This is a genomic window from Allobosea sp. RIT-PG3_2, from assembly GCF_057321085.1.
This window is the reverse complement of sequence record NZ_JBXWCA010000001.1, coordinates 1,024,510-1,041,077: the sequence shown is the minus strand read 5'-3', so window position 1 is coordinate 1,041,077 and position 16,568 is coordinate 1,024,510. Positions and strand designations below refer to the sequence as shown.

The 16,568-nt window shown below is 61.4% G+C and carries 17 protein-coding genes; 12 read left to right on the top strand and 5 right to left on the bottom strand.

Going from position 1 to position 16,568, the window contains the following annotated elements; genetic code table 11:
* Positions 1 to 490: 490 nt before the first annotated feature.
* The 4 genes from AC2FAN_RS04765 to AC2FAN_RS04750 form a co-directional block, all read right to left on the bottom strand.
* Positions 491 to 1,396, bottom strand: coding sequence for an alpha/beta hydrolase (locus tag AC2FAN_RS04765; RefSeq protein ID WP_485172885.1), 906 nt, complete (start codon positions 1,394 to 1,396; stop codon positions 491 to 493).
* A gap of 129 nt (positions 1,397 to 1,525) precedes the next feature.
* Positions 1,526 to 2,419 (bottom strand): ABC transporter permease, encoded by an 894-nt coding sequence (locus tag AC2FAN_RS04760; protein WP_485172884.1) that lies wholly within the window; start codon positions 2,417 to 2,419, stop codon positions 1,526 to 1,528.
* Positions 2,416 to 3,333, bottom strand: a complete 918-nt coding sequence (locus tag AC2FAN_RS04755) for an ABC transporter permease (protein ID WP_476807012.1) — start codon at positions 3,331 to 3,333, stop codon at positions 2,416 to 2,418. The genes AC2FAN_RS04760 and AC2FAN_RS04755 overlap by 4 nt, the downstream gene beginning before the upstream one ends.
* A gap of 46 nt (positions 3,334 to 3,379) precedes the next feature.
* Positions 3,380 to 4,882 (bottom strand): ABC transporter substrate-binding protein, encoded by a 1,503-nt coding sequence (locus AC2FAN_RS04750; protein ID WP_485172883.1) that lies wholly within the window; start codon positions 4,880 to 4,882, stop codon positions 3,380 to 3,382.
* Positions 4,883 to 5,278: 396 nt separating this feature from the next.
* On the opposite strand from AC2FAN_RS04750, the gene AC2FAN_RS04745 reads away from it, so the two are divergent.
* The 7 genes from AC2FAN_RS04745 to AC2FAN_RS04715 all read left to right on the top strand — a co-directional run bounded on the left by AC2FAN_RS04745 (position 5,279) and on the right by AC2FAN_RS04715 (position 12,127).
* Positions 5,279 to 5,920 (top strand): cupin domain-containing protein, encoded by a 642-nt coding sequence (locus AC2FAN_RS04745; RefSeq protein ID WP_485172882.1) that lies wholly within the window; start codon positions 5,279 to 5,281, stop codon positions 5,918 to 5,920.
* A 59-nt stretch (positions 5,921 to 5,979) separates the two neighbouring features.
* Positions 5,980 to 6,324, top strand: a complete 345-nt coding sequence (locus tag AC2FAN_RS04740) for a RidA family protein (protein WP_476807015.1) — start codon at positions 5,980 to 5,982, stop codon at positions 6,322 to 6,324.
* Positions 6,325 to 6,499: 175 nt separating this feature from the next.
* The gene (locus AC2FAN_RS04735; RefSeq protein ID WP_485172881.1) at positions 6,500 to 7,816 is read left to right on the top strand and encodes an NAD(P)/FAD-dependent oxidoreductase; all 1,317 of its coding nucleotides are present in this window, start codon (positions 6,500 to 6,502) and stop codon (positions 7,814 to 7,816) included.
* A gap of 514 nt (positions 7,817 to 8,330) precedes the next feature.
* Positions 8,331 to 9,218 carry an ectoine/hydroxyectoine ABC transporter substrate-binding protein EhuB gene (gene ehuB, locus AC2FAN_RS04730; RefSeq protein ID WP_485172880.1) on the top strand — a complete coding sequence of 296 codons (888 nt, stop codon included), beginning with the start codon at positions 8,331 to 8,333 and terminating at the stop codon, positions 9,216 to 9,218.
* 35 nt (positions 9,219 to 9,253) lie between these two features.
* Entirely contained in the window at positions 9,254 to 9,988 is a 735-nt protein-coding gene (locus AC2FAN_RS04725; RefSeq protein WP_485172879.1) for a GntR family transcriptional regulator, read from the top strand.
* 107 nt (positions 9,989 to 10,095) lie between these two features.
* Complete coding sequence (locus tag AC2FAN_RS04720; protein WP_485172878.1) at positions 10,096 to 11,340, top strand: peptidase dimerization domain-containing protein; 1,245 nt, start codon at positions 10,096 to 10,098, stop codon at positions 11,338 to 11,340.
* A gap of 31 nt (positions 11,341 to 11,371) precedes the next feature.
* Positions 11,372 to 12,127, top strand: a complete 756-nt coding sequence (locus AC2FAN_RS04715) for an SDR family oxidoreductase (protein ID WP_485172877.1) — start codon at positions 11,372 to 11,374, stop codon at positions 12,125 to 12,127.
* A gap of 41 nt (positions 12,128 to 12,168) precedes the next feature.
* On the opposite strand, the gene AC2FAN_RS04710 is transcribed toward AC2FAN_RS04715, so the two are convergent.
* A complete protein-coding gene (locus AC2FAN_RS04710) occupies positions 12,169 to 12,837 on the bottom strand; it encodes a GntR family transcriptional regulator (protein WP_485172876.1) in 669 nt (222 codons plus the stop codon).
* 160 nt (positions 12,838 to 12,997) lie between these two features.
* On the opposite strand from AC2FAN_RS04710, the gene AC2FAN_RS04705 reads away from it, so the two are divergent.
* From AC2FAN_RS04705 to ehuD, 5 genes are read left to right on the top strand one after another with little or no spacing between them, the layout of a single operon-like run.
* The gene (locus AC2FAN_RS04705) at positions 12,998 to 13,375 is read left to right on the top strand and encodes a RidA family protein (protein WP_485172875.1); all 378 of its coding nucleotides are present in this window, start codon (positions 12,998 to 13,000) and stop codon (positions 13,373 to 13,375) included.
* Between the two features lie 27 nt (positions 13,376 to 13,402).
* Complete coding sequence (ehuB, locus tag AC2FAN_RS04700; protein WP_485172874.1) at positions 13,403 to 14,305, top strand: ectoine/hydroxyectoine ABC transporter substrate-binding protein EhuB; 903 nt, start codon at positions 13,403 to 13,405, stop codon at positions 14,303 to 14,305.
* A 26-nt stretch (positions 14,306 to 14,331) separates the two neighbouring features.
* Positions 14,332 to 15,222, top strand: coding sequence for an ectoine/hydroxyectoine ABC transporter substrate-binding protein EhuB (gene ehuB / locus AC2FAN_RS04695; RefSeq protein ID WP_485172873.1), 891 nt, complete (start codon positions 14,332 to 14,334; stop codon positions 15,220 to 15,222).
* A 23-nt stretch (positions 15,223 to 15,245) separates the two neighbouring features.
* Positions 15,246 to 15,911: an amino acid ABC transporter permease gene (locus AC2FAN_RS04690; protein ID WP_485172872.1), complete on the top strand. Its 666-nt coding sequence runs from the start codon at positions 15,246 to 15,248 to the stop codon at positions 15,909 to 15,911.
* On the top strand, positions 15,884 to 16,567 hold the full coding sequence (gene ehuD, locus AC2FAN_RS04685; RefSeq protein WP_485172871.1) for an ectoine/hydroxyectoine ABC transporter permease subunit EhuD: 684 nt from the start codon (positions 15,884 to 15,886) through the stop codon (positions 16,565 to 16,567). Before AC2FAN_RS04690 ends, ehuD begins: the two co-directional genes overlap by 28 nt.
* Position 16,568: the final 1 nt, after the last annotated feature.

Sequence of the window (16,568 nt, the reverse complement as noted above, 5' to 3'; positions counted from 1 at the left end):
CCGCCGCCCATCTGCTGGCGCGCCAGGGCGACTTGATCCTGATCGACAGCCTGCTGACCCAGGCTCAGCGCTTCGAGGGGCTGGTGAGGCTGGATGTGACGCCGGAATTGCCGATCACTATATGCCTGATGACGGTGCGAAGCCGGCCTTTGAGCCGCCTGGCAGCATGCTTCGTCGAGATCCTGTTGGGCAGCGAGTAATCCGCTTAGATGGTCGCCATTACGGTAGCCAGCGGCGAGGGCGCTCGGCGCCAGTTGCAGACGTTGGCTCATCGCCTGGAACCGGACGTTCGGCACGCTCCCAGTATCTGCGCAGCCGTAGCACTAGTGACGGCATAATTCGAGATCGCTCTGCTCGTGCGAGGCGTTCGCGACCGGCCGCAGCCGAACCGCTCGGTAAAAGCCTGATAAGCTTGGGCAGACGTAGTAAATGCACTTCGCTCTTGGCAATCGGGGCGGACCGCGTCCAGACGATCGCCCGCCCCAATTGTTTAGCCGATTCTCAGGCCGCGCTTGATCGCGGCGTAGAGATAGGCGGCTTCCTCCCGCGCTTCGGGCGAGACCGTGACGGCGCGCAGGAAGCTGTGCTCAAGGTTCTTGGCCACACGGACCTCGGCCTGTGCCCCGTCTGCGTTCATTCGCTCGCCGTAAAGCAGGCCTTCGTCGTAAAGAGGGTCGAGTTCGGCGACATGGATGAAGGCCGGCGGCAGATCGGCGTAGTTGGTCGCCTGCAGCGGCACGGCATAGGGGTCCTTGGTGTCCAGCTTATCCGATAGATAGGCCTTCAGATAGAACTCGAGATCGTTCTTGTTGAACTGCGGATCGTGGTTGATCCGAACATAGCTATCGGTCTCCAGATCCGTGTTCATTGGGCCGGGATACAGCAGGACCTGCATCGCTAGCTTCGGGCCTTGACGGTCACGGGACATCATCGAGATGGCCGCGGTCAGGCCGCCTCCGGCGCTGTCGCCGGCGATCGCGAGGCGATCGAGGTCGATCTTGTAGCGGTCGGCGTATTTTTCGAGCCATTGCAGCGTGAAGAAGCCGTCATCGACCGCAGCCGGATAGGGGTTCTCCGGCGCCCGGCGATAATGTACGGCGACGATCTGGGCGCCGGTGCCGGCCGCCAGGTTCGCAACCACCGTATCGTGGGTGTAGAGGCTGCCGGACATGTAGCCGCCGCCATGGAAGTAGACGATCGTCGGCTGCTTCTCGTCCGATTTCTGGCTGTAGATCCGGACCGGGATCTCGCGCCCCGGCGCGGCGATGAACCAGTTCGTGACGGTGAGGCTCGCGGGATACGGCTCCTTGAAGATGTCCGCATAGGCTTCGAACTGCGCGCGGCGCTCATTGGGGTCGCGCGGGCGGGCCTTCGACCCACCGCGAACGTCGCTCACCCGCTTCTTGTATTCAGTCATCGCGTGTTCAAGCATTCTTCCGTTCCTCTTTCTTGGTGATCGTGGCGCGACACCGGCCACGTGGAAGGCGTGTGATCCGCGGCGGGCGCCGCTGGGCATGTCTGGGATCTAGTCGGCAGCGTCTCTCGGCGAGCTCAGGTCGCGCAGCCCGTCGCCCAGCAGGTTGATGCCGAGCACCAGGACCACGAGCGCGACACCAGGAATCGTGATCACCCAGGGCGTGAAGAAGACGTAGTTTCGCCCTTCGGCGATCATCAGCCCCCAGGACGGCAGCGGCGGCTGGACACCGAGGCCGAGGAAGGAAAGAGCGGCCTCGAGCAGGATCGCATGAGCGATCTCGAGCGTGAATACGACCAGGATCGGACCCAGAATGTTCGGCAGCACATGCCGCAGCATGATTCTGCTGTCGGAGCCGCCATATGAGCGCGCCGCGATGATGTACTCGCTGTCGCGCAGCTGCATGACCGTGGCCCGCGCCACCACGGCGAAGCGATCCCATAGCAGAAAGCCGAGAACGGCGACCACGACGGTGAGCGAGCTCCCGATCAGCCCGACAACCGCGAGCGCGACCAAAACGATCGGCATGGCGAGCCGCACGGTGATGAAGAAGGAGATCACCAGGTCGAAGCGGCCACCATAGAAGCCGGCCAACATGCCCAGCAGGATACCGATCGAGCCCGAGATCAAGACGGTGCCGAAGCCGATCAGGAGCGAGATCCGGCTGCCGTAGATCAGGCGGCTCAGATAGTCGCGGCCGAGTTGGTCGGTCCCCAGGATATGGGTCCAGCTGCCTTCCGCCGCCCAGACCGGCGGCTTTAGCCGCATCGGCAGATCTTGGAGATAAGGGTCATACGGGGCCAGGAGCGGCGCCGCGACCGCGCAGAGAACGGCGATGAGGACGATCGCCCCGCCAACACTCGCGCCGCTGTTGCGCAGCCAACGTCTGGCGCGCGAGCGCAGTGCCGGTGCGCCCGGAGGCCCGGAGAGAGACAGATCGGTCATTGCAGGCGCACCCGGGGATCGATGGCGGCGTTCAGCAGATCAGCCGCCAGCGTGAGGACGACGAAGATCATCGAAAACATCAGCACGATCGATTGGACGACGGGGAAATCTGCCCGCTGGATCGATTCCCAGCTGAGATAGCCGACGCCATGCAGCGCGAAGACTGTCTCGACGACCGTCGAGCCCCCGAGCAGGAAGCCGAACTGCACGGCGGTGAGCGCCACGACCGGCATCAGCGCATTGCGCACGGCGTGGGTTGTGACGATGGCCCTGAGGCTCAGCCCCTTGGCACGCGCGGTCCGGATGTAGTCTGCATGCAGGACCTCGATCATCCCCGCCCGCGTCAGGCGCATGATCGCCGGCATCGCATAATAGGCGAGCACGATGATCGGCAGGATGAAGCCCTGCCACTCCTCGCTGCCCGATAAGGGCAGCCACTGCCAGTGCAGGCCGAAGATGTAGATCAGCATCAGCGCGAGCCAGAAGCTCGGTACCGCCTGGCCGACCACGGCCGTCGTCAGACAGAGCCGGTCCAGCCAGCTGTTTCGATTCAGTGCTGCGCAGATGCCGAGCGGGATCGCGAGTAGCAAGGCCAGCCCGATCGCCAGCGTCGCGACGGTGAAGGTGACCGGGACGCGTTCGAGGATTAGCGCCAAGACCGGCTGCTTGAAGTAATACGACTCCCCCAGATCGCCGCGGACGATTTTCCCGAGCCAGTCGAGATATTGCAGCGCAAGCGGCCGATCCAGACCGTAGCTGATGCGGATTTGCTCGACCTGCTCGGAACTGGCACCCTCACCGGCCAGCGCCTGGGCAAGATCGGCCGAGAGGCGCAGCACGGTGAAAGACACGACCGAGACGGTGAAGGCGACCAGGACAGCAACGAGGATTCGTTTCAGCGCGAAACTTGCCAATGCGAACCTCCCTTAGAATTGGGGCCGATCGAAAGGTTCATGAAGGTCACTTCCAGGCAGCGCGGTAGAAGCGGTTGATCTCATCCGGAGACGGCGTGAAATCGAGCTCCTTCGAGAAAGCATAATTGTTCGTTATCTCGACGAGCGGCAGCCAGTAGACCTGATCCAGGATACGGTCCTGCGCCTCCTTGTAGAACTTCGTCCGCTCCTCGACCGATTGAGTACCGTCAGCCTTGCGGATCGCTTCGGTCACGACCGGGTCCCGCGAAAGGTCTTGCGGCGCCTCGGCGAAATAGGTCCCGAACGCGATCGAGGCGTCGCTGATGCCCCAGAAGCCGGTCGAGGCGTGGAAGAGCGGCATCTCGCGCTTGACCCATTTGTCGCGGAAGGCGGCCCAGACGTTGAAGTTCATGTTGGCGCGGATGCCGACGCGCTGGAGATCGCCGATCACCGCCTCGGTGATGAAGCGGTCCGAGGTGGAGCCGATCGAGGTCTCGAAACCGTCCGGCACCCCCGCCTTGGCCAGAAGCTCCTTGGCCTTGGCCGGATCATAGGCGTAATCGACCCCTGGCGCGGGGCAGGCAAGCTGATTGGTCGCGCAGACCGTCTTGAGCGTGGCCGCTCCACCGCGGATGAGATTTTTGGCGATCGCGTCGCGATTGACCGCATGGGCGAGGGCGCGACGGACCTCGGGACGCGCGAGCGGCGACTGCGGGTCAAGCGCATTAAAGGTCAGGAAGGCGACCCGCAGGGTCGGCGAGCGCTCGACCCGGATTGTGGGGATGCTTTCCAGTTGGTCGGCCTGGTCCGGCGTCAGCCTCCACAGGAATTCGGCGCGCTTCGTCATGAGCTCGCCCATCATCAGGTTGAGGTCTTTCTGGGTCCGGACAACGACCCGCTTGATGCGCGCCTTGGGCTTCGTCCCGCCTGAGAAGTAGGCGTCGTTCCGCTCCATCACGTATTCTCGCCCGGGAGAGAACGAGGTGATCTTATAGGGACCGGTGCCGATCGGGTTCTTGCCCATCCCGGCCGTGCCGACCTTCTTATAGTATTCATCCGGATAGATCGGCACGCCCAGCGAGAGATATTCCAGCGCCGCCGGGAACGGGCGCTTTAGCTTGATGCGCACGGTGTATTGATCGACCTTCTCGACGGCGTCGATCCAGCTGATCATCTGCACCAGCAGGATCTTGTTCGCCGGGTCCTTGACGTAGTCGATTGTGTAGACGACGTCGTCGGCATCGAAATCCTCGCCGTTGTGGAATTTGACGCCTTTCCGCAGCTCGAAGATGAGGCTTGTCGGGCTCTCCCACTTCCAGCTCGTGGCTAGATTGCCGACATACTCCCCGGTCTTGGGGTCGCGATCGACAAGCCCGTCCCAGACGTTGTTCATCAGGGTGAGGCCGGAATGGTCCGTGAAGTAATAGACATCCAGCGTGGTCTGCTCGCGGTCCCATGACACGGTGAGCGTGTCGTTCGCCTTTCCGGCAAACGCAGGGGTTGCGGCAGCAAGGCCGAGCAACAGAGCAGCAACGCGTGAAGCGGTCATCGCAGTCCCCTTGGTATCGTTGAAAATGATCGGATTTTCCGGTCGCGCAGCGGCAGTCGTTTCGCCTGGCCACCTGCGCCGATCACAAGTTCGAAGGCGGCCTGCCGCGGGCACCATCCGGCGCATCGAGTGGCGCGTTGACCAGACACTGACGCCGGGGACCGCGACGCGTTTCCCTCGACGCATTTCTGAACCTGCAACATTCATACCTCCCGACTGGTCATTCCCGGAGTTCCATGAGCATTGCTTCATTATATTGAATTACGTGTCAAGAATGAAACGCGAGCCGGGAGCTGAATTTCGGAGAATAAACCCTTATACCATTGAATTAATTGAATAATTTCATATCAGAGAAATTCGCGCGCGACCCAATTGCGCAAAACAATGAATTTCACTATGGTCCATTTTCACTTAAATGGACCCACTTGCATGCCGAAGCCTTTTGAAGACGCTACCGACCCGGCGCCCTCCGACGATGACGCCGTCCAGATCGGGCAGCGGCTGCGAGCGCTGCGCAACGAAAGGAACCTGACAATCCTCGAGCTGGCGGCCAAGGCAGGGCTCTCCGCCGGGATCATCAGCCAGATCGAACGCGGCAATTCGAACCCTTCGATCAGCACGCTGCAGAAGCTGCGGGGCGCGCTCGGGGTCAATCTTTGGGCCTTCCTCGAACGGGAGGCGACATCCGAAGGCGAGCCGGCCTTCGTCCGCCGCCGGGAGGACCGCCCACGCTTTGTCGTGGGTCCCGGTCTTCTGACCAAGGAGCTGCTGTCTCCTAAGGATAACAACCAGCTCCGCTTCATGATCCTCACCTTACCGCCGGGCGCGACCAGCGACGATGTCCTGACCGGGCCGGGCGACAAGGCCGGCTACGTACTCTCGGGGCGGGTAGAGCTGACCGTCGGCAACGCCGCAGCAGAGATCCGCGAGGGCGACAGCTTCCAGTTCGAAAGCAGCATCCCGCATCACCTAGTCAATCGCAGCGGCGAAGAGGCCAAGCTGGTCTGGATCATCCGCATCAGAGAATCGCACCTCTAAAGCGATAAGCAGCAGCTCGCTCCCCTTCTCCCCCCCCACACACAACGAGTAGAGGCACAATGATTACCCGTCATGAAGTCACCGGCCGCTTGAGCAAGGTTCTGGTTGCGAACGGATTCGCCTTCCTCTCCGGGCTGACCGCCAAGGACCGCAGCGGCGGCGTGCGCGAGCAGACGGCCGATATCCTGGCTCAGATCGATTCCTATCTCGCGATGGCCGGTACCGATCGCACCCGTCTCGTGACCGCAAATATCTGGCTGAAGGATGTCGGCACGTTCAACGAAATGAACGCCGTCTGGGAAACCTGGGTCGACCCCGAGCAGCCGCCGGCGCGCGCGACGGTCGAGTCCCGTCTCGCCGCCGACGACATCCTGGTCGAGGTACAGGTCCAGGCCCTCGTCTAACGGGCGCAGCAGGCGCCTCGCCGTCCACGTCTTTCTCCATGAAATCGGTCGCGACATGTCACGAGATTTGACTGCTCCCAGCATGCTCCCAGGTGATCCGTCCTGGTGGTTCACCGATGCTCTCAAGGCCGAGGGCGGCGCTCCGCCGTCATCATCGCTCAAGGGTGAAATTACGGTGGACGTTGCCATCGTCGGCGGCGGTTTCACGGGGTTGTGGACGGCACTGGCATTGCGCGAGCGCGCCCCCGGACTGAGCGTCGCACTCATCGAGGCGTCGCTCTGCGGCTCGGGCGCGAGCGGCAAGAACGGGGGGAAGGCCCATGGCTACTGGGCTTCGCTTGGCGGAATGGAAGCTTCTCTCGGCGCAGACGCCGCGCTCGCGGTCGCCCGCGCCGGCACCAGGGCACAGGATGCAATTCGCCGCTTCGCGACCGCGCCGGGGCGCGATGTCTGGTGGCGCGAGGCCGGCAATGTCCGGGTCTCCGCTTCACCGGCGCAGGATGTCAAGGTCGCGGCCACCCTAGCGACGGCCCGGCGCTTGGGCGTCCCCGACACGGCCCGTGAGCTCTCGCCGCAGGAGGTCGCGGCCTACTGCAAATCCCCGGCCTTTCGAGGCGGCATCTATTTGCCCGAGGGCGCCAATGTGCACCCGGCCCGGCTCGTCCGAGCCTTGCGCCAAGCGGCGATCGAGGCCGGCGTCACGATCTATGAGAACACGCCTTTGACAGGGCTCGACACCGGCTCGCCCAATCGGATTCGCACGACCGGAGGACAGATCGTCGCGCGCGAGGTCGTGCTCGCGACTAATACCGGTCTCGCCAGCCGCCGCGAGATCAAGCCGTACGTCAGCGTCTTCTCGAGCTATGCGCTGATGACGGAGCCGGTTCCGGACAAGCTGCAGGAGATCGGCTGGACGGACGAGGAAGGCCTCGCCGATATGCGGATGTTCGTGCACTATTTCCGCAAGACCATCGATGGACGGGTCTTGATGGGCTCAGGCTCCGGCCCGATCAGCTATAACGGGAGTGCGGTCGACCCCAGCTTGACGCAGGATGTGGCATCGGCCGCCCGCGCTGAGCGCGGCTTGCGGAGGCTGCTCCCAGGCCTCGGCGATGTCGCGGTGGCGAAGATTTGGGGCGGAGGCATTGATGTCTCCTCCGATCGGCTGCCGTTCTTCCGGACGCTGCCTGGCACGCGCGTTCATTACGGCTGCGGCTATTCCGGCCACGGCGTCAATCCGACCTATATCGGCGGCCAGTCGCTCGCATCCCTGGTGCTCGGCGAACAGGACGAATGGGCGAACCTTCCCTTCTGCCAACGCGAGCTCTCTGCCTTGCCGCCGGAGCCTTTCCGCGTTGTCGGCGGCCGCTTCGTGCGCTGGGGCATCATCGGCTGCGAAGAAGCGGAGGAGCGCGGCGAGGCACCCTCCGCAGTCATGCGGGCGGCTGCGGCAATCCCCAAGCTGTTTGGCCTAAGGATCGGAACGCGCTGACCGCCAGCGCTATTGCGGCTTGGCAGACATTCTTCAAGTCTGCGTTAGATCATGCAGGAAACGCAAGGTTTCCGGGGTAGCCTGAAAAATGAGAGGGCCCTAATGCGGACTCTCAAAGCGTCGGCTATAGCCACAAACGCCGATCGCCCGTCCGGACGAGATGCGCCATAAGCGGTATTTGGGTCTCTGCCGGAAAGTAGACTTCCACTGAGCAGCAGGTCAGGGCCGGAATCGACCTTTTTTCGATCTATCGAGCGTCTGTTTTCTGGCGACTTCGTGCGGACTGTTGGACGTCCATCAGTCCCACCATAAAGGCCCTCATCGAACCTCTACGCGACGGCTTTAGCACTCGTCAGCCAGCGCATAAGCGGTTGACCATCGAACTCGATGTTGTAATATGTAACGCCTTACATCTTACTTGACCCGCCCCAGTGCCCATTGGATGTCTGCCAGAGCGACACGTCTCGGCCTTCGGCGACGAGATTGAGCATTTCCTTTGCGAGGAGACGTCACCATGCAGATCAGGTTCTCGAAGCCATATTGCCGTATTGTGGGCATGGCCCTCCTTGGTGGGCTGACCTTGGCGAGCCAGATCAGCCCTTCTCATGCTCAGAATTCGCTCGAGCGTATCAAAAGCCAGAAATCGGCCCGGATCGGCCTTTCGAACTTCGCGCCGACATCATTCGTTGGCCCTAGCGGCGACGTGACGGGCTCTTCGCCCGAGCTGGCCAAGGCTTTTTTCAGAAGCCTTGGTGTCGACAAGGTCGAGGGCGTCGTGGGCGAGTTCGGATCCCTGATCGGCGGTTTGCAGGCCCAGCGCTTCGACATGATTGCGGTGGCGATGCAGATCCAGCCGCGGCGCTGCGAGCAGATCGCCTTCGGCGACCCTGAAATGCAGTTGCTTCAAGGCTTCGTCGTCAAGAAGGGCAATCCGCTCGCGCTGAAGAGCTTCAAGGACGTCGCCAACAACAAGAGCGCCCGGCTGGGCATGCTGACCGGCGCCGGGCAAATCCGCTTCGCCGACATCGCCGGCGTGAGCAAGGACCAGCAGGTCCTGTTCCCCGATTTCGACAAGTTGATCGCCGGCCTGCAAGCTGAGCGCATCGAAGCTGCAACCGGGGCGAGCGTCGCGCTCAGATATGTTCTAGCAAAGACCAACAGCCCCGAAATCGAATTCGCCGAACTGTCCCAGCAGCCGCTCGATGAAAAGGGGCAATCGGTGACGGCCTATGCAGGCATGGGCTTCCGCCAGGGCGACAGCGAGCTCCTGGAGGCGTGGAATGCATGGCTGCGCAAGGCCCGCGAGTCCGGAGAGGCGGTCCGTATCGTCGCGCCGTTCGGCCTGAGCGCGAACGACATTCCACCCGCAAGCATTACTGCCCCGTCGCTTTGCCAGAACTGATAGGCCGGGCCTGCTGTCTCCCCACGCGATAGCAAATGACGACGAGAGACGATGATGCCGGCCCAGGTGGCCTGCATCCTCCTCCCGTAGGGTGTTCAATGAAGCCTTCCTACGTTGCCAATGAGGGCCTCTCCGGCATCAGTCTTCGACAGCAGGCCATCCGAATTCTTCGGGCGGAGATTCTGATCGGCGCGCTCGCGCCCGGACGGCTTTACTCGATCGGCGAGGTTGCCGAGCAGCTCAAGGTCTCCCCGACGCCCGTGCGGGAAGCGCTCCTTCATCTCGCTGGCGAGCGCCTGATCGTGATGGTGCGGAACCGAGGCTTTTCGGTTCGCGAGATCGACGAGCACGATCTCGACGAACTGGTCGAGTGCCGCCTCTATCTTGAAGTGCCGGCCATCATGTGCCTCGCGCAACGATCCAGACTCGATGGGCGCACGCTCCTGTTCGATCTCGCCGCGCAGACCGAACGGGCGGCTGCCGAGGGCAACCTGGTCGCGTTCCTGGCTGCCGACCGGCAGTTCCATGTCGGTCTGCTCTCGGAGACCGGGAATTCACGTCTGGTCGAGATGGTCACGACGTTGAGGGACCAGACCAGGTTGCTCGGATTGACCCGGCTGCGTGGCTCGGACGAGCTGCTCTCTTCCGCCCAGGAGCATCGCACCCTGATTGATCTGATCGAGGCCGGCAACGTCGCGGACGCCCAGGATTTGATGGGGAGGCATCTCCGACACGCTCGAGGGATCTGGGCAGGGGCCGACCGTCGATAGATTCCACGCGAGGCGCTTTCGTGCATTGACACGTGGTATGTAGCCGGTAACATATTACTCCTTAGAAGGCCGACGCCGGCCTCGCGTCGCAAAACGAGGAGAACAACGTGTCTCAGCAGGACAGACTGAAAGTCGCAGAGGCGGCCAAGGCGATGCGAGCGGAAGCTGCTTCCATGCTGGCCGACATGACGGCAATCCCGGCCGATGCGACGACCGGGGAGGGCTATGCCGAAACCGTAAAATATCTGACGGAACATCTCTCCGCTTTTACGCCTACAGAACAGATCGAGGTCCCACAAAACTATCTCGATGATCACTGGGGGAATGACCTGTCGCTTTCGCGCCAATATCTCCCCGTGTTCAAGGCGGTTCCCCGCGTGATCGTCACGGCGCTGCTTCGCGGAAACAGCGATGAGATCGGGATTCACCTGAACAACAACTACGACCTCTATTGGGGCGCGAGAAAGGAGCGGGCGGGGTCGATCGCTCAGATCCTGGCACTCAAAGCACTCGCCAAAAGCGGCGTGAAGCTGAACAAGTCGGTTTTTCTGTCGGCAACGCCCGATGCCTATATCGGCGGCGAAACGGGTGCCGGCTATCTGGCGATGAAGGGCATCGGCCGCAGCAAAGCCGTGTTGGCGGCCAGCCTGGGAGGCCCGGACATCGTGACCGCCGGCTACAAGGGCCATTTCTGGGCGAAGATCACGGCCTTCGGCAAGGCGACACATGGCTCGCGGCCGACGGAAGGCGTCAACGCCATCGAAGGCATGATGGCCGTTCAGGAGAAGATCCGGACGCTTGCCAAGCAGTTTTCGGCGATCAAGACGCCAATCGACATCATTCCCGCCCATGCCAATACACCGACGATTGCGATGTGCCGGATCGCCGCCAATCTGGACGCAACCTTCATACCCGACGAATGCGCCCTGTTCGTCGACCGCCGGATGAACCCGGAGGAAAGGCTCGAAGATGCGATGGCGGTTCTCAAGGCTGTCGTTGCGGAGGCTTCACGCGAGACCGGGATCAGGATGGAAGTCGCCTTTCCGCATTCGGTTTCAAGCTCCTACACGCCGCCGGAAGACCCTCTGCACAAGGCATTGAGCGCCAATCTGAAGAACGTCATCAAGCGCGAGCCGCGCTCGATCGTCTGGTCCCATTATCTCGGGCTCCACTACTTCACGGCTGGTTGGGGAAGTGCCGCAGTCGCTTATACGCCCGGCTTGGTCGACCACGGCAAGGTCGTCATCGAGGAGGGCGATCCGACCGTCTCCGATGGCGAGCTGATGGCCGCCATCGAGGTGATCGCGTTGACGATCTACGACTACGTCACGCCCGACGCGGCATCGGCCTGACATCGTCGCATTTGAATCAGGAGGCCCATCTATGCCAGCTCGCCAGCAGGTCGCACTCGTCACGGGGGCCGGGTCCGGCATCGGCCGCGCCACGGCCGTCGCCTTCCTCAAGAACGGGTATCACGTCGTGCTGGCGGGTCGCAGGCTCGATGCCCTGAAAGAATCCGCTGAGCAGAGCGGCCCGATGCGGAAAAACGCACTATGCGTCTCCTGCGACGTCACCACCCCGGCGGCGGTACAAGACCTGTTCCTCCAATGCCAGCAGCATTTTGGGCGCCTCGACGTGCTCTTCAACAATGCCGGCGTGACGCGCGGCGGCTCGATCGAGGACATTGCCTATGACGATTGGATCACGACGGTGTCGACCAATCTGACTGGCCCGTTCCTCTGCACTCAGGCAGCGTTCAGGCTGATGAAGAGCCAGGACCCGCCTGGCGGCCGGATCATTAACAACGGCTCCCTGTCCGCGCATGTCCCGCGCCCGGCCTCGGCTCCCTATAGTGCGACGAAACACGCGATCACGGGCTTGACGAAGATCACCTCGTTGGATGGGCGCAAATACAATATCGCCTGTGGGCAAATCGATGTCGGCAACGCTCTAACGGAGATCGCTCGCGACATGATCGAGCGCTCCAAGGCGTCTGGAACCTATTCCGAGGCGGAGCCGGTCATGGACGTCGAGCATGTCGCTCGATCGGTGCTCCATATGGCCAGTCTGCCGCTCGACGCAAACGTCCTGTCGATGACCGTCATGGCGACGAAAATGCCGTTCGTCGGCCGGGGGTAGTGCTCAGTTCCTCGTTTCAGCGCTCTTAAAAAAGCCGGCGGTCATTCCTCCGCATTCCATCGTGCCCTGGTGGCTTCGATGTGGTTGGTGATGATCTCCTTGAGCGATGTCTCGTCTCTCGCCAAAGCAGCGTCGACGAGCTCGATATGCTGCTTGGCAGCAATGACGATCTCTTCGCTTCCCAACCTCGCGCGTAGCCCTCTCAGCCGCGCCCGGTCACGATAATTCACGATCAGTTCGGTCAAGCGCGGCATGCCGAGAGGGACAAGGAACGCCTGATGGAAGCGGCGGTCGCCTTCGACATATTTGATGAGATCGATCGATTGTGCGTCCTCGACCGTTTGCTCGGCAATGCTCCTCGCATGACGTGCGTGCTGCTCATCCATCTTCATGCCCGCCTCCACCGTTGCCGGTACCTCCAGCAGGACGCGGATTTTATGGAGTTCATCGAGTTCCTCAGGCGAGGTCGCAGGAACCGAGAAGCCTCTGTTCTTATGAATGACGAGCAGGTCCTTGCTCGCCAGGTCGAGAACCGCTTCACGAATGGGTGTCGGGGACACATCCAGTCCAGATGCCAGTTGGGCGACCGAGTAGATTTCTTCCGGGACCAGTTCGCCCGACATGATCTGTGTCAACAGGAGTTGCCGCACGCGCTCGCGCAGGCTGATCGTTTGCGCGATCGAAAATTGGCTCACACGCAGCTCGGACATTTGGCTTCGGAGCCCCTCGGTGATGGCGTGCTTCTTGTAGATGTACGACAGATTCCGGTCGAGAAAAATGTTGACGGCTACAGGTAATATGTTACACCTTAGTTACTCCGAGCTTGGAGTTCGAGGCTCTCTTGCTCTTCCTTTCAGAGGCTTAGGTATCATGCGCGAAGCGATCACCCTGCCGGGGCACCCTGCCAAATATTATTCCGACATCGTCAAGGCGAAGGGCACCCTGGTGTTTCTCGCCGGACAGGTCGGCTGGGACGAGCACGGCACATGGGCGCCCGATTTCGCGAGCCAGCTCGAGCTTGCTCTCGAAAACATGAAGGTCGCTCTTCACGCGGCTGGAGCAACGATCGGCGATGTCGTGAAGGTCAACGCCTATCTCGTTGATGTTCGCTACGGCGATGTCTTCAACGAAGTTTACGCGCGCTACTTCAAAACGGACCGGCCAGTTCGAACCCGTGTTCAGGCTGCGATGCTTGCGCGTGATTGTCTGGTCGAAATCGATGTCATCGCGGTGATCGACGACGCTTGATCGTGATCCAACACGGGAGCAACGGCAATGAGGCGGAACAAATCGGGTAATCCGTCGAGGCGTCTCGTTATCAGGGGCGCGCTTGCGAGCTGGGCGGTGTTGGCGTCGTCGACCGCCTGGTCACAGGCGCAGGACAACAGCCTCGAAAGGATCAAGTCGCAGGGCAAGATCCGGATCGGCTTCGCCAACATCAACCCCTACGGCTTCGTGATGCCCGATGGCCGCGTTACCGGTCAGGCTCCGGAGCTCGTGCGGGCCTTCTTCGCCGATATGGGCGTAGCCGCCATCGAACCCGTGGTGACGGATTTCGGATCACTGATCGGCGGCCTGGTTGCCAAGCGCTTCGATATCGTCGCCACAGGCATGCTGATCCAGCCCGAGCGTTGCAAGATCGTGTCTTTCGGCAACCCCGAATATCAGATCAATCGCGCCTTCGCCGTCAAGAAGGGCAATCCCAAGGGCGTGAACAGTTTCGTGGGGATCGCCAAGCACCTCGACGCCAAAATCGGTTTGCTGACGGGAGCTGGCGAAATTCGCTTCTCCGAGCTCGCGGGCATTCCCCAGGAACGCCGTCTCCTGTTTCCGGATCTGTCCGCAGCCATTGCCGGCCTCCAAGCCGGCCGGGTCGACGCTGTCGTGGCGTCCACCGTAACGATCCGGGGCGCGCTGACCCGCGCCAACGACGCTCGCCTCGACTTCGTGACACTGAGTGAGCAGCCGCGGGACGAAACCGGTGCCGAATCCGTCGGGTACGGCGGCATGGCCTTTCGCAAGGAGGACGTCTCGCTTCGCGAGGCATGGAACGCCTGGCTGGCTACGGGCCTGAAAAGCGGCCGCGTGACGAAGATTATCGAACCATTCGGCTTCGGCCCGGAAACACTGCCGAAAGAAGGCACCACGGCCGAGCAGGCATGCGCAGAGCGCAAATAACGGTCGCAAGAACCAGGAGACAGCCCATGAGATCGATTTCGCTGAAATCCAGCGTCGCAAATTTGCTGAAGAGTGCGGTGATCGCTACTGCGGCCACGACATTCGCGACCTTCGCCCAGGCCGACAGTCTTGCGACGATCAAGGGACAGGGTTACGCCCGGGTAGGTTTCTCGAACTTCACGCCGTGGGGCTATGTCGACGAAACCGGTGAGCTCGCCGGTGTCGAGCCGACGCTCGTCCGAGCCTTCCTGAAGTCGATTGGCGTCGACAAGATGGACGGCGTTCTGACGCAGTACGTCTCCATCATCCCTGCTCTCGATGCGAAGCGTCTCGACCTCATCGGCGCGGGGATGCAAATCCGGCCCGCCCGTTGCCAGCAGATCGCCTTTGGCGATCCTGAATGGGTCAGCACGCAGGCCTTCGTAACCAAGGCCGGCAATCCGTCCAAACTGACGAGCCTGGATGACGTGAAGGGCAATGCCGCCATCCGTCTTGCCGTCGTCACCGGTGGCGCCGAGCGGGAGTACGCCAGGATCAACGGTATTCCTGATGCTCAGGTCGTCATCTTCCCCGATCTGACCACGGCGGCGTCTGGCATCAAGGCGGGCCGGGTCGACGTCATGATGCAGACCTCGATCACCATCCGCGGCTTGCTGGCGGGCAACAAGCATCCTGAGCTTGGCTATGTTGCGATGTCGAAGCCGCCGGTGGACAAGGATGGCAACCCGGTTATCGGATACGGTGCACTCGGCTTTCGGAAATCGCATCCAGAACTTCTCGCGGCCTGGAACGCCTGGCTGAAGACAGCCAAGCAATCGGGTGAGATCGTAAGGCTTCTGGAGCCGTTCGGATTCACGGCGGCCGACATTGCGCCCGCGGACATCAGCACTGCCGATCTCTGCGCAGCTAAAAACTAGCACCCTCTTGCCCGGGAGCGAGCGTGAACCTCCTCTTTGAAATCGGTCCGACGCTGCTTCGTGGCGCATACACCACCGTGTTGCTCACGCTTGTCTCCGGCGCTGGTGCGCTCCTGGTGGGTTTCACCGTCGGGCTGGCACGCCTGTCCCAGGTGAAATGGATTTCGATTCCCCTGGCCGCTTATATCGAGGTGTTCCGCAACACATCCTCGCTCGTCCAGATCTTCTATTTCTTCTTCGTCTTCCCGCTGATCGGAATTCGGCTGGAAGCGTTCACTACGGGTTGTCTCGTGCTCGCCTTGAATTTCGGGGCATATATTTCTGAAGTCGTGCGCTCTGCCATTCTGTCGGTCGATCGCGGACAGCATGACGCGACCACCGCGCTCAACATGACCACGGGCCTGAGCTATCGGCGGATCATCATTCCACAGGCGATACCGGTCATGCTGCCCGCCTTTGGCAATTATGCGCTCGAATTGTTGAAGGCGACGTCTCTCGTGTCGCTGATCACGATCACGGAGCTGACATTCTCTGGCGCGCAACTTGTTCAGTATTACGGCCATCCGACGCTTATATATATGTCGATCTTCGTTATCTATCTGATCTTGGCTCTCCCTCTCATTGCGTTGAACAAATCTCTCGAGAAGCGTTCTGGCGGGCAATGGAAGCCGAAAGTGCCGACGACATGACCTTCAGCGCACAAATCATGCTGGATCTGCTTCCGGCGCTCCTCAAAGGCACGCTCGTCACGCTCTATGCGACGGCGGCCGGCATGGCGGTTGCTCTCACGTTGGGATTGCTGATCGCGGTTGCACGGCGCGGTGGAAACAAGGCGCTGGTGCTGGTGATCGATAGCTTCGTTACAGTCGTCCGCAGCACTCCTCTCCTGATCCAATTGTATCTGCTGTTCTACGTCCTGCCACTTTACGGGCCTTCGTTCAGTCCGCTGTTTACCGGAATTTTGGGTCTCGGCCTGCATTACAGCAGCTATATTTCGGAGGTCTTTAGGGCGGGCATCGATGCGGTTCCCCGCGGGCAATGGGAGGCATGTGTCGCGCTCCAATTCTCGCGCCTCAAGACATGGACCAGGATCGTGCTGCCCCAGGCATTCCGTATCGTCCTGCCTCAGATCGGAAACTACCTCATCTCAATGTACAAGCACGCAGCCCTCTTAGCGACGATCACAGTTGTTGAGCTCCTCGGCGCGGCGTTGAATTTCGCTGGAGAAACGTTCCGTTACTTCGAAGCTTTCACACTCGTCGGCATCATATACTTTGTCATTGGCTTCGGGTTCTCCCGCCTGGTTCGCTATCTCGAACTGAAGACCGCATACGGTCGAGCTTGAA

What these genes read in the sequence shown, in the direction of transcription:
- AC2FAN_RS04760 (WP_485172884.1), bottom strand. Translation starts at nt 2,419, where the DNA reads ATGACCGATCTGTCTCTCTCCGGGCCTCCGGGCGCACCGGCACTGCGC.
- AC2FAN_RS04750 (WP_485172883.1), bottom strand. Translation starts at nt 4,882, where the DNA reads ATGACCGCTTCACGCGTTGCTGCTCTGTTGCTCGGCCTTGCTGCCGCA.
- AC2FAN_RS04745 (WP_485172882.1), top strand. Translation starts at nt 5,279, where the DNA reads ATGGTCCATTTTCACTTAAATGGACCCACTTGCATGCCGAAGCCTTTT.
- AC2FAN_RS04740 (WP_476807015.1), top strand. Translation starts at nt 5,980, where the DNA reads ATGATTACCCGTCATGAAGTCACCGGCCGCTTGAGCAAGGTTCTGGTT.
- ehuB (WP_485172880.1), top strand. Translation starts at nt 8,331, where the DNA reads ATGCAGATCAGGTTCTCGAAGCCATATTGCCGTATTGTGGGCATGGCC.
- AC2FAN_RS04725 (WP_485172879.1), top strand. Translation starts at nt 9,254, where the DNA reads ATGACGACGAGAGACGATGATGCCGGCCCAGGTGGCCTGCATCCTCCT.
- AC2FAN_RS04715 (WP_485172877.1), top strand. Translation starts at nt 11,372, where the DNA reads ATGCCAGCTCGCCAGCAGGTCGCACTCGTCACGGGGGCCGGGTCCGGC.
- AC2FAN_RS04710 (WP_485172876.1), bottom strand. Translation starts at nt 12,837, where the DNA reads ATGTCCGAGCTGCGTGTGAGCCAATTTTCGATCGCGCAAACGATCAGC.
- AC2FAN_RS04705 (WP_485172875.1), top strand. Translation starts at nt 12,998, where the DNA reads ATGCGCGAAGCGATCACCCTGCCGGGGCACCCTGCCAAATATTATTCC.
- ehuB (WP_485172874.1), top strand. Translation starts at nt 13,403, where the DNA reads ATGAGGCGGAACAAATCGGGTAATCCGTCGAGGCGTCTCGTTATCAGG.
- ehuB (WP_485172873.1), top strand. Translation starts at nt 14,332, where the DNA reads ATGAGATCGATTTCGCTGAAATCCAGCGTCGCAAATTTGCTGAAGAGT.
- ehuD (WP_485172871.1), top strand. Translation starts at nt 15,884, where the DNA reads ATGGAAGCCGAAAGTGCCGACGACATGACCTTCAGCGCACAAATCATG.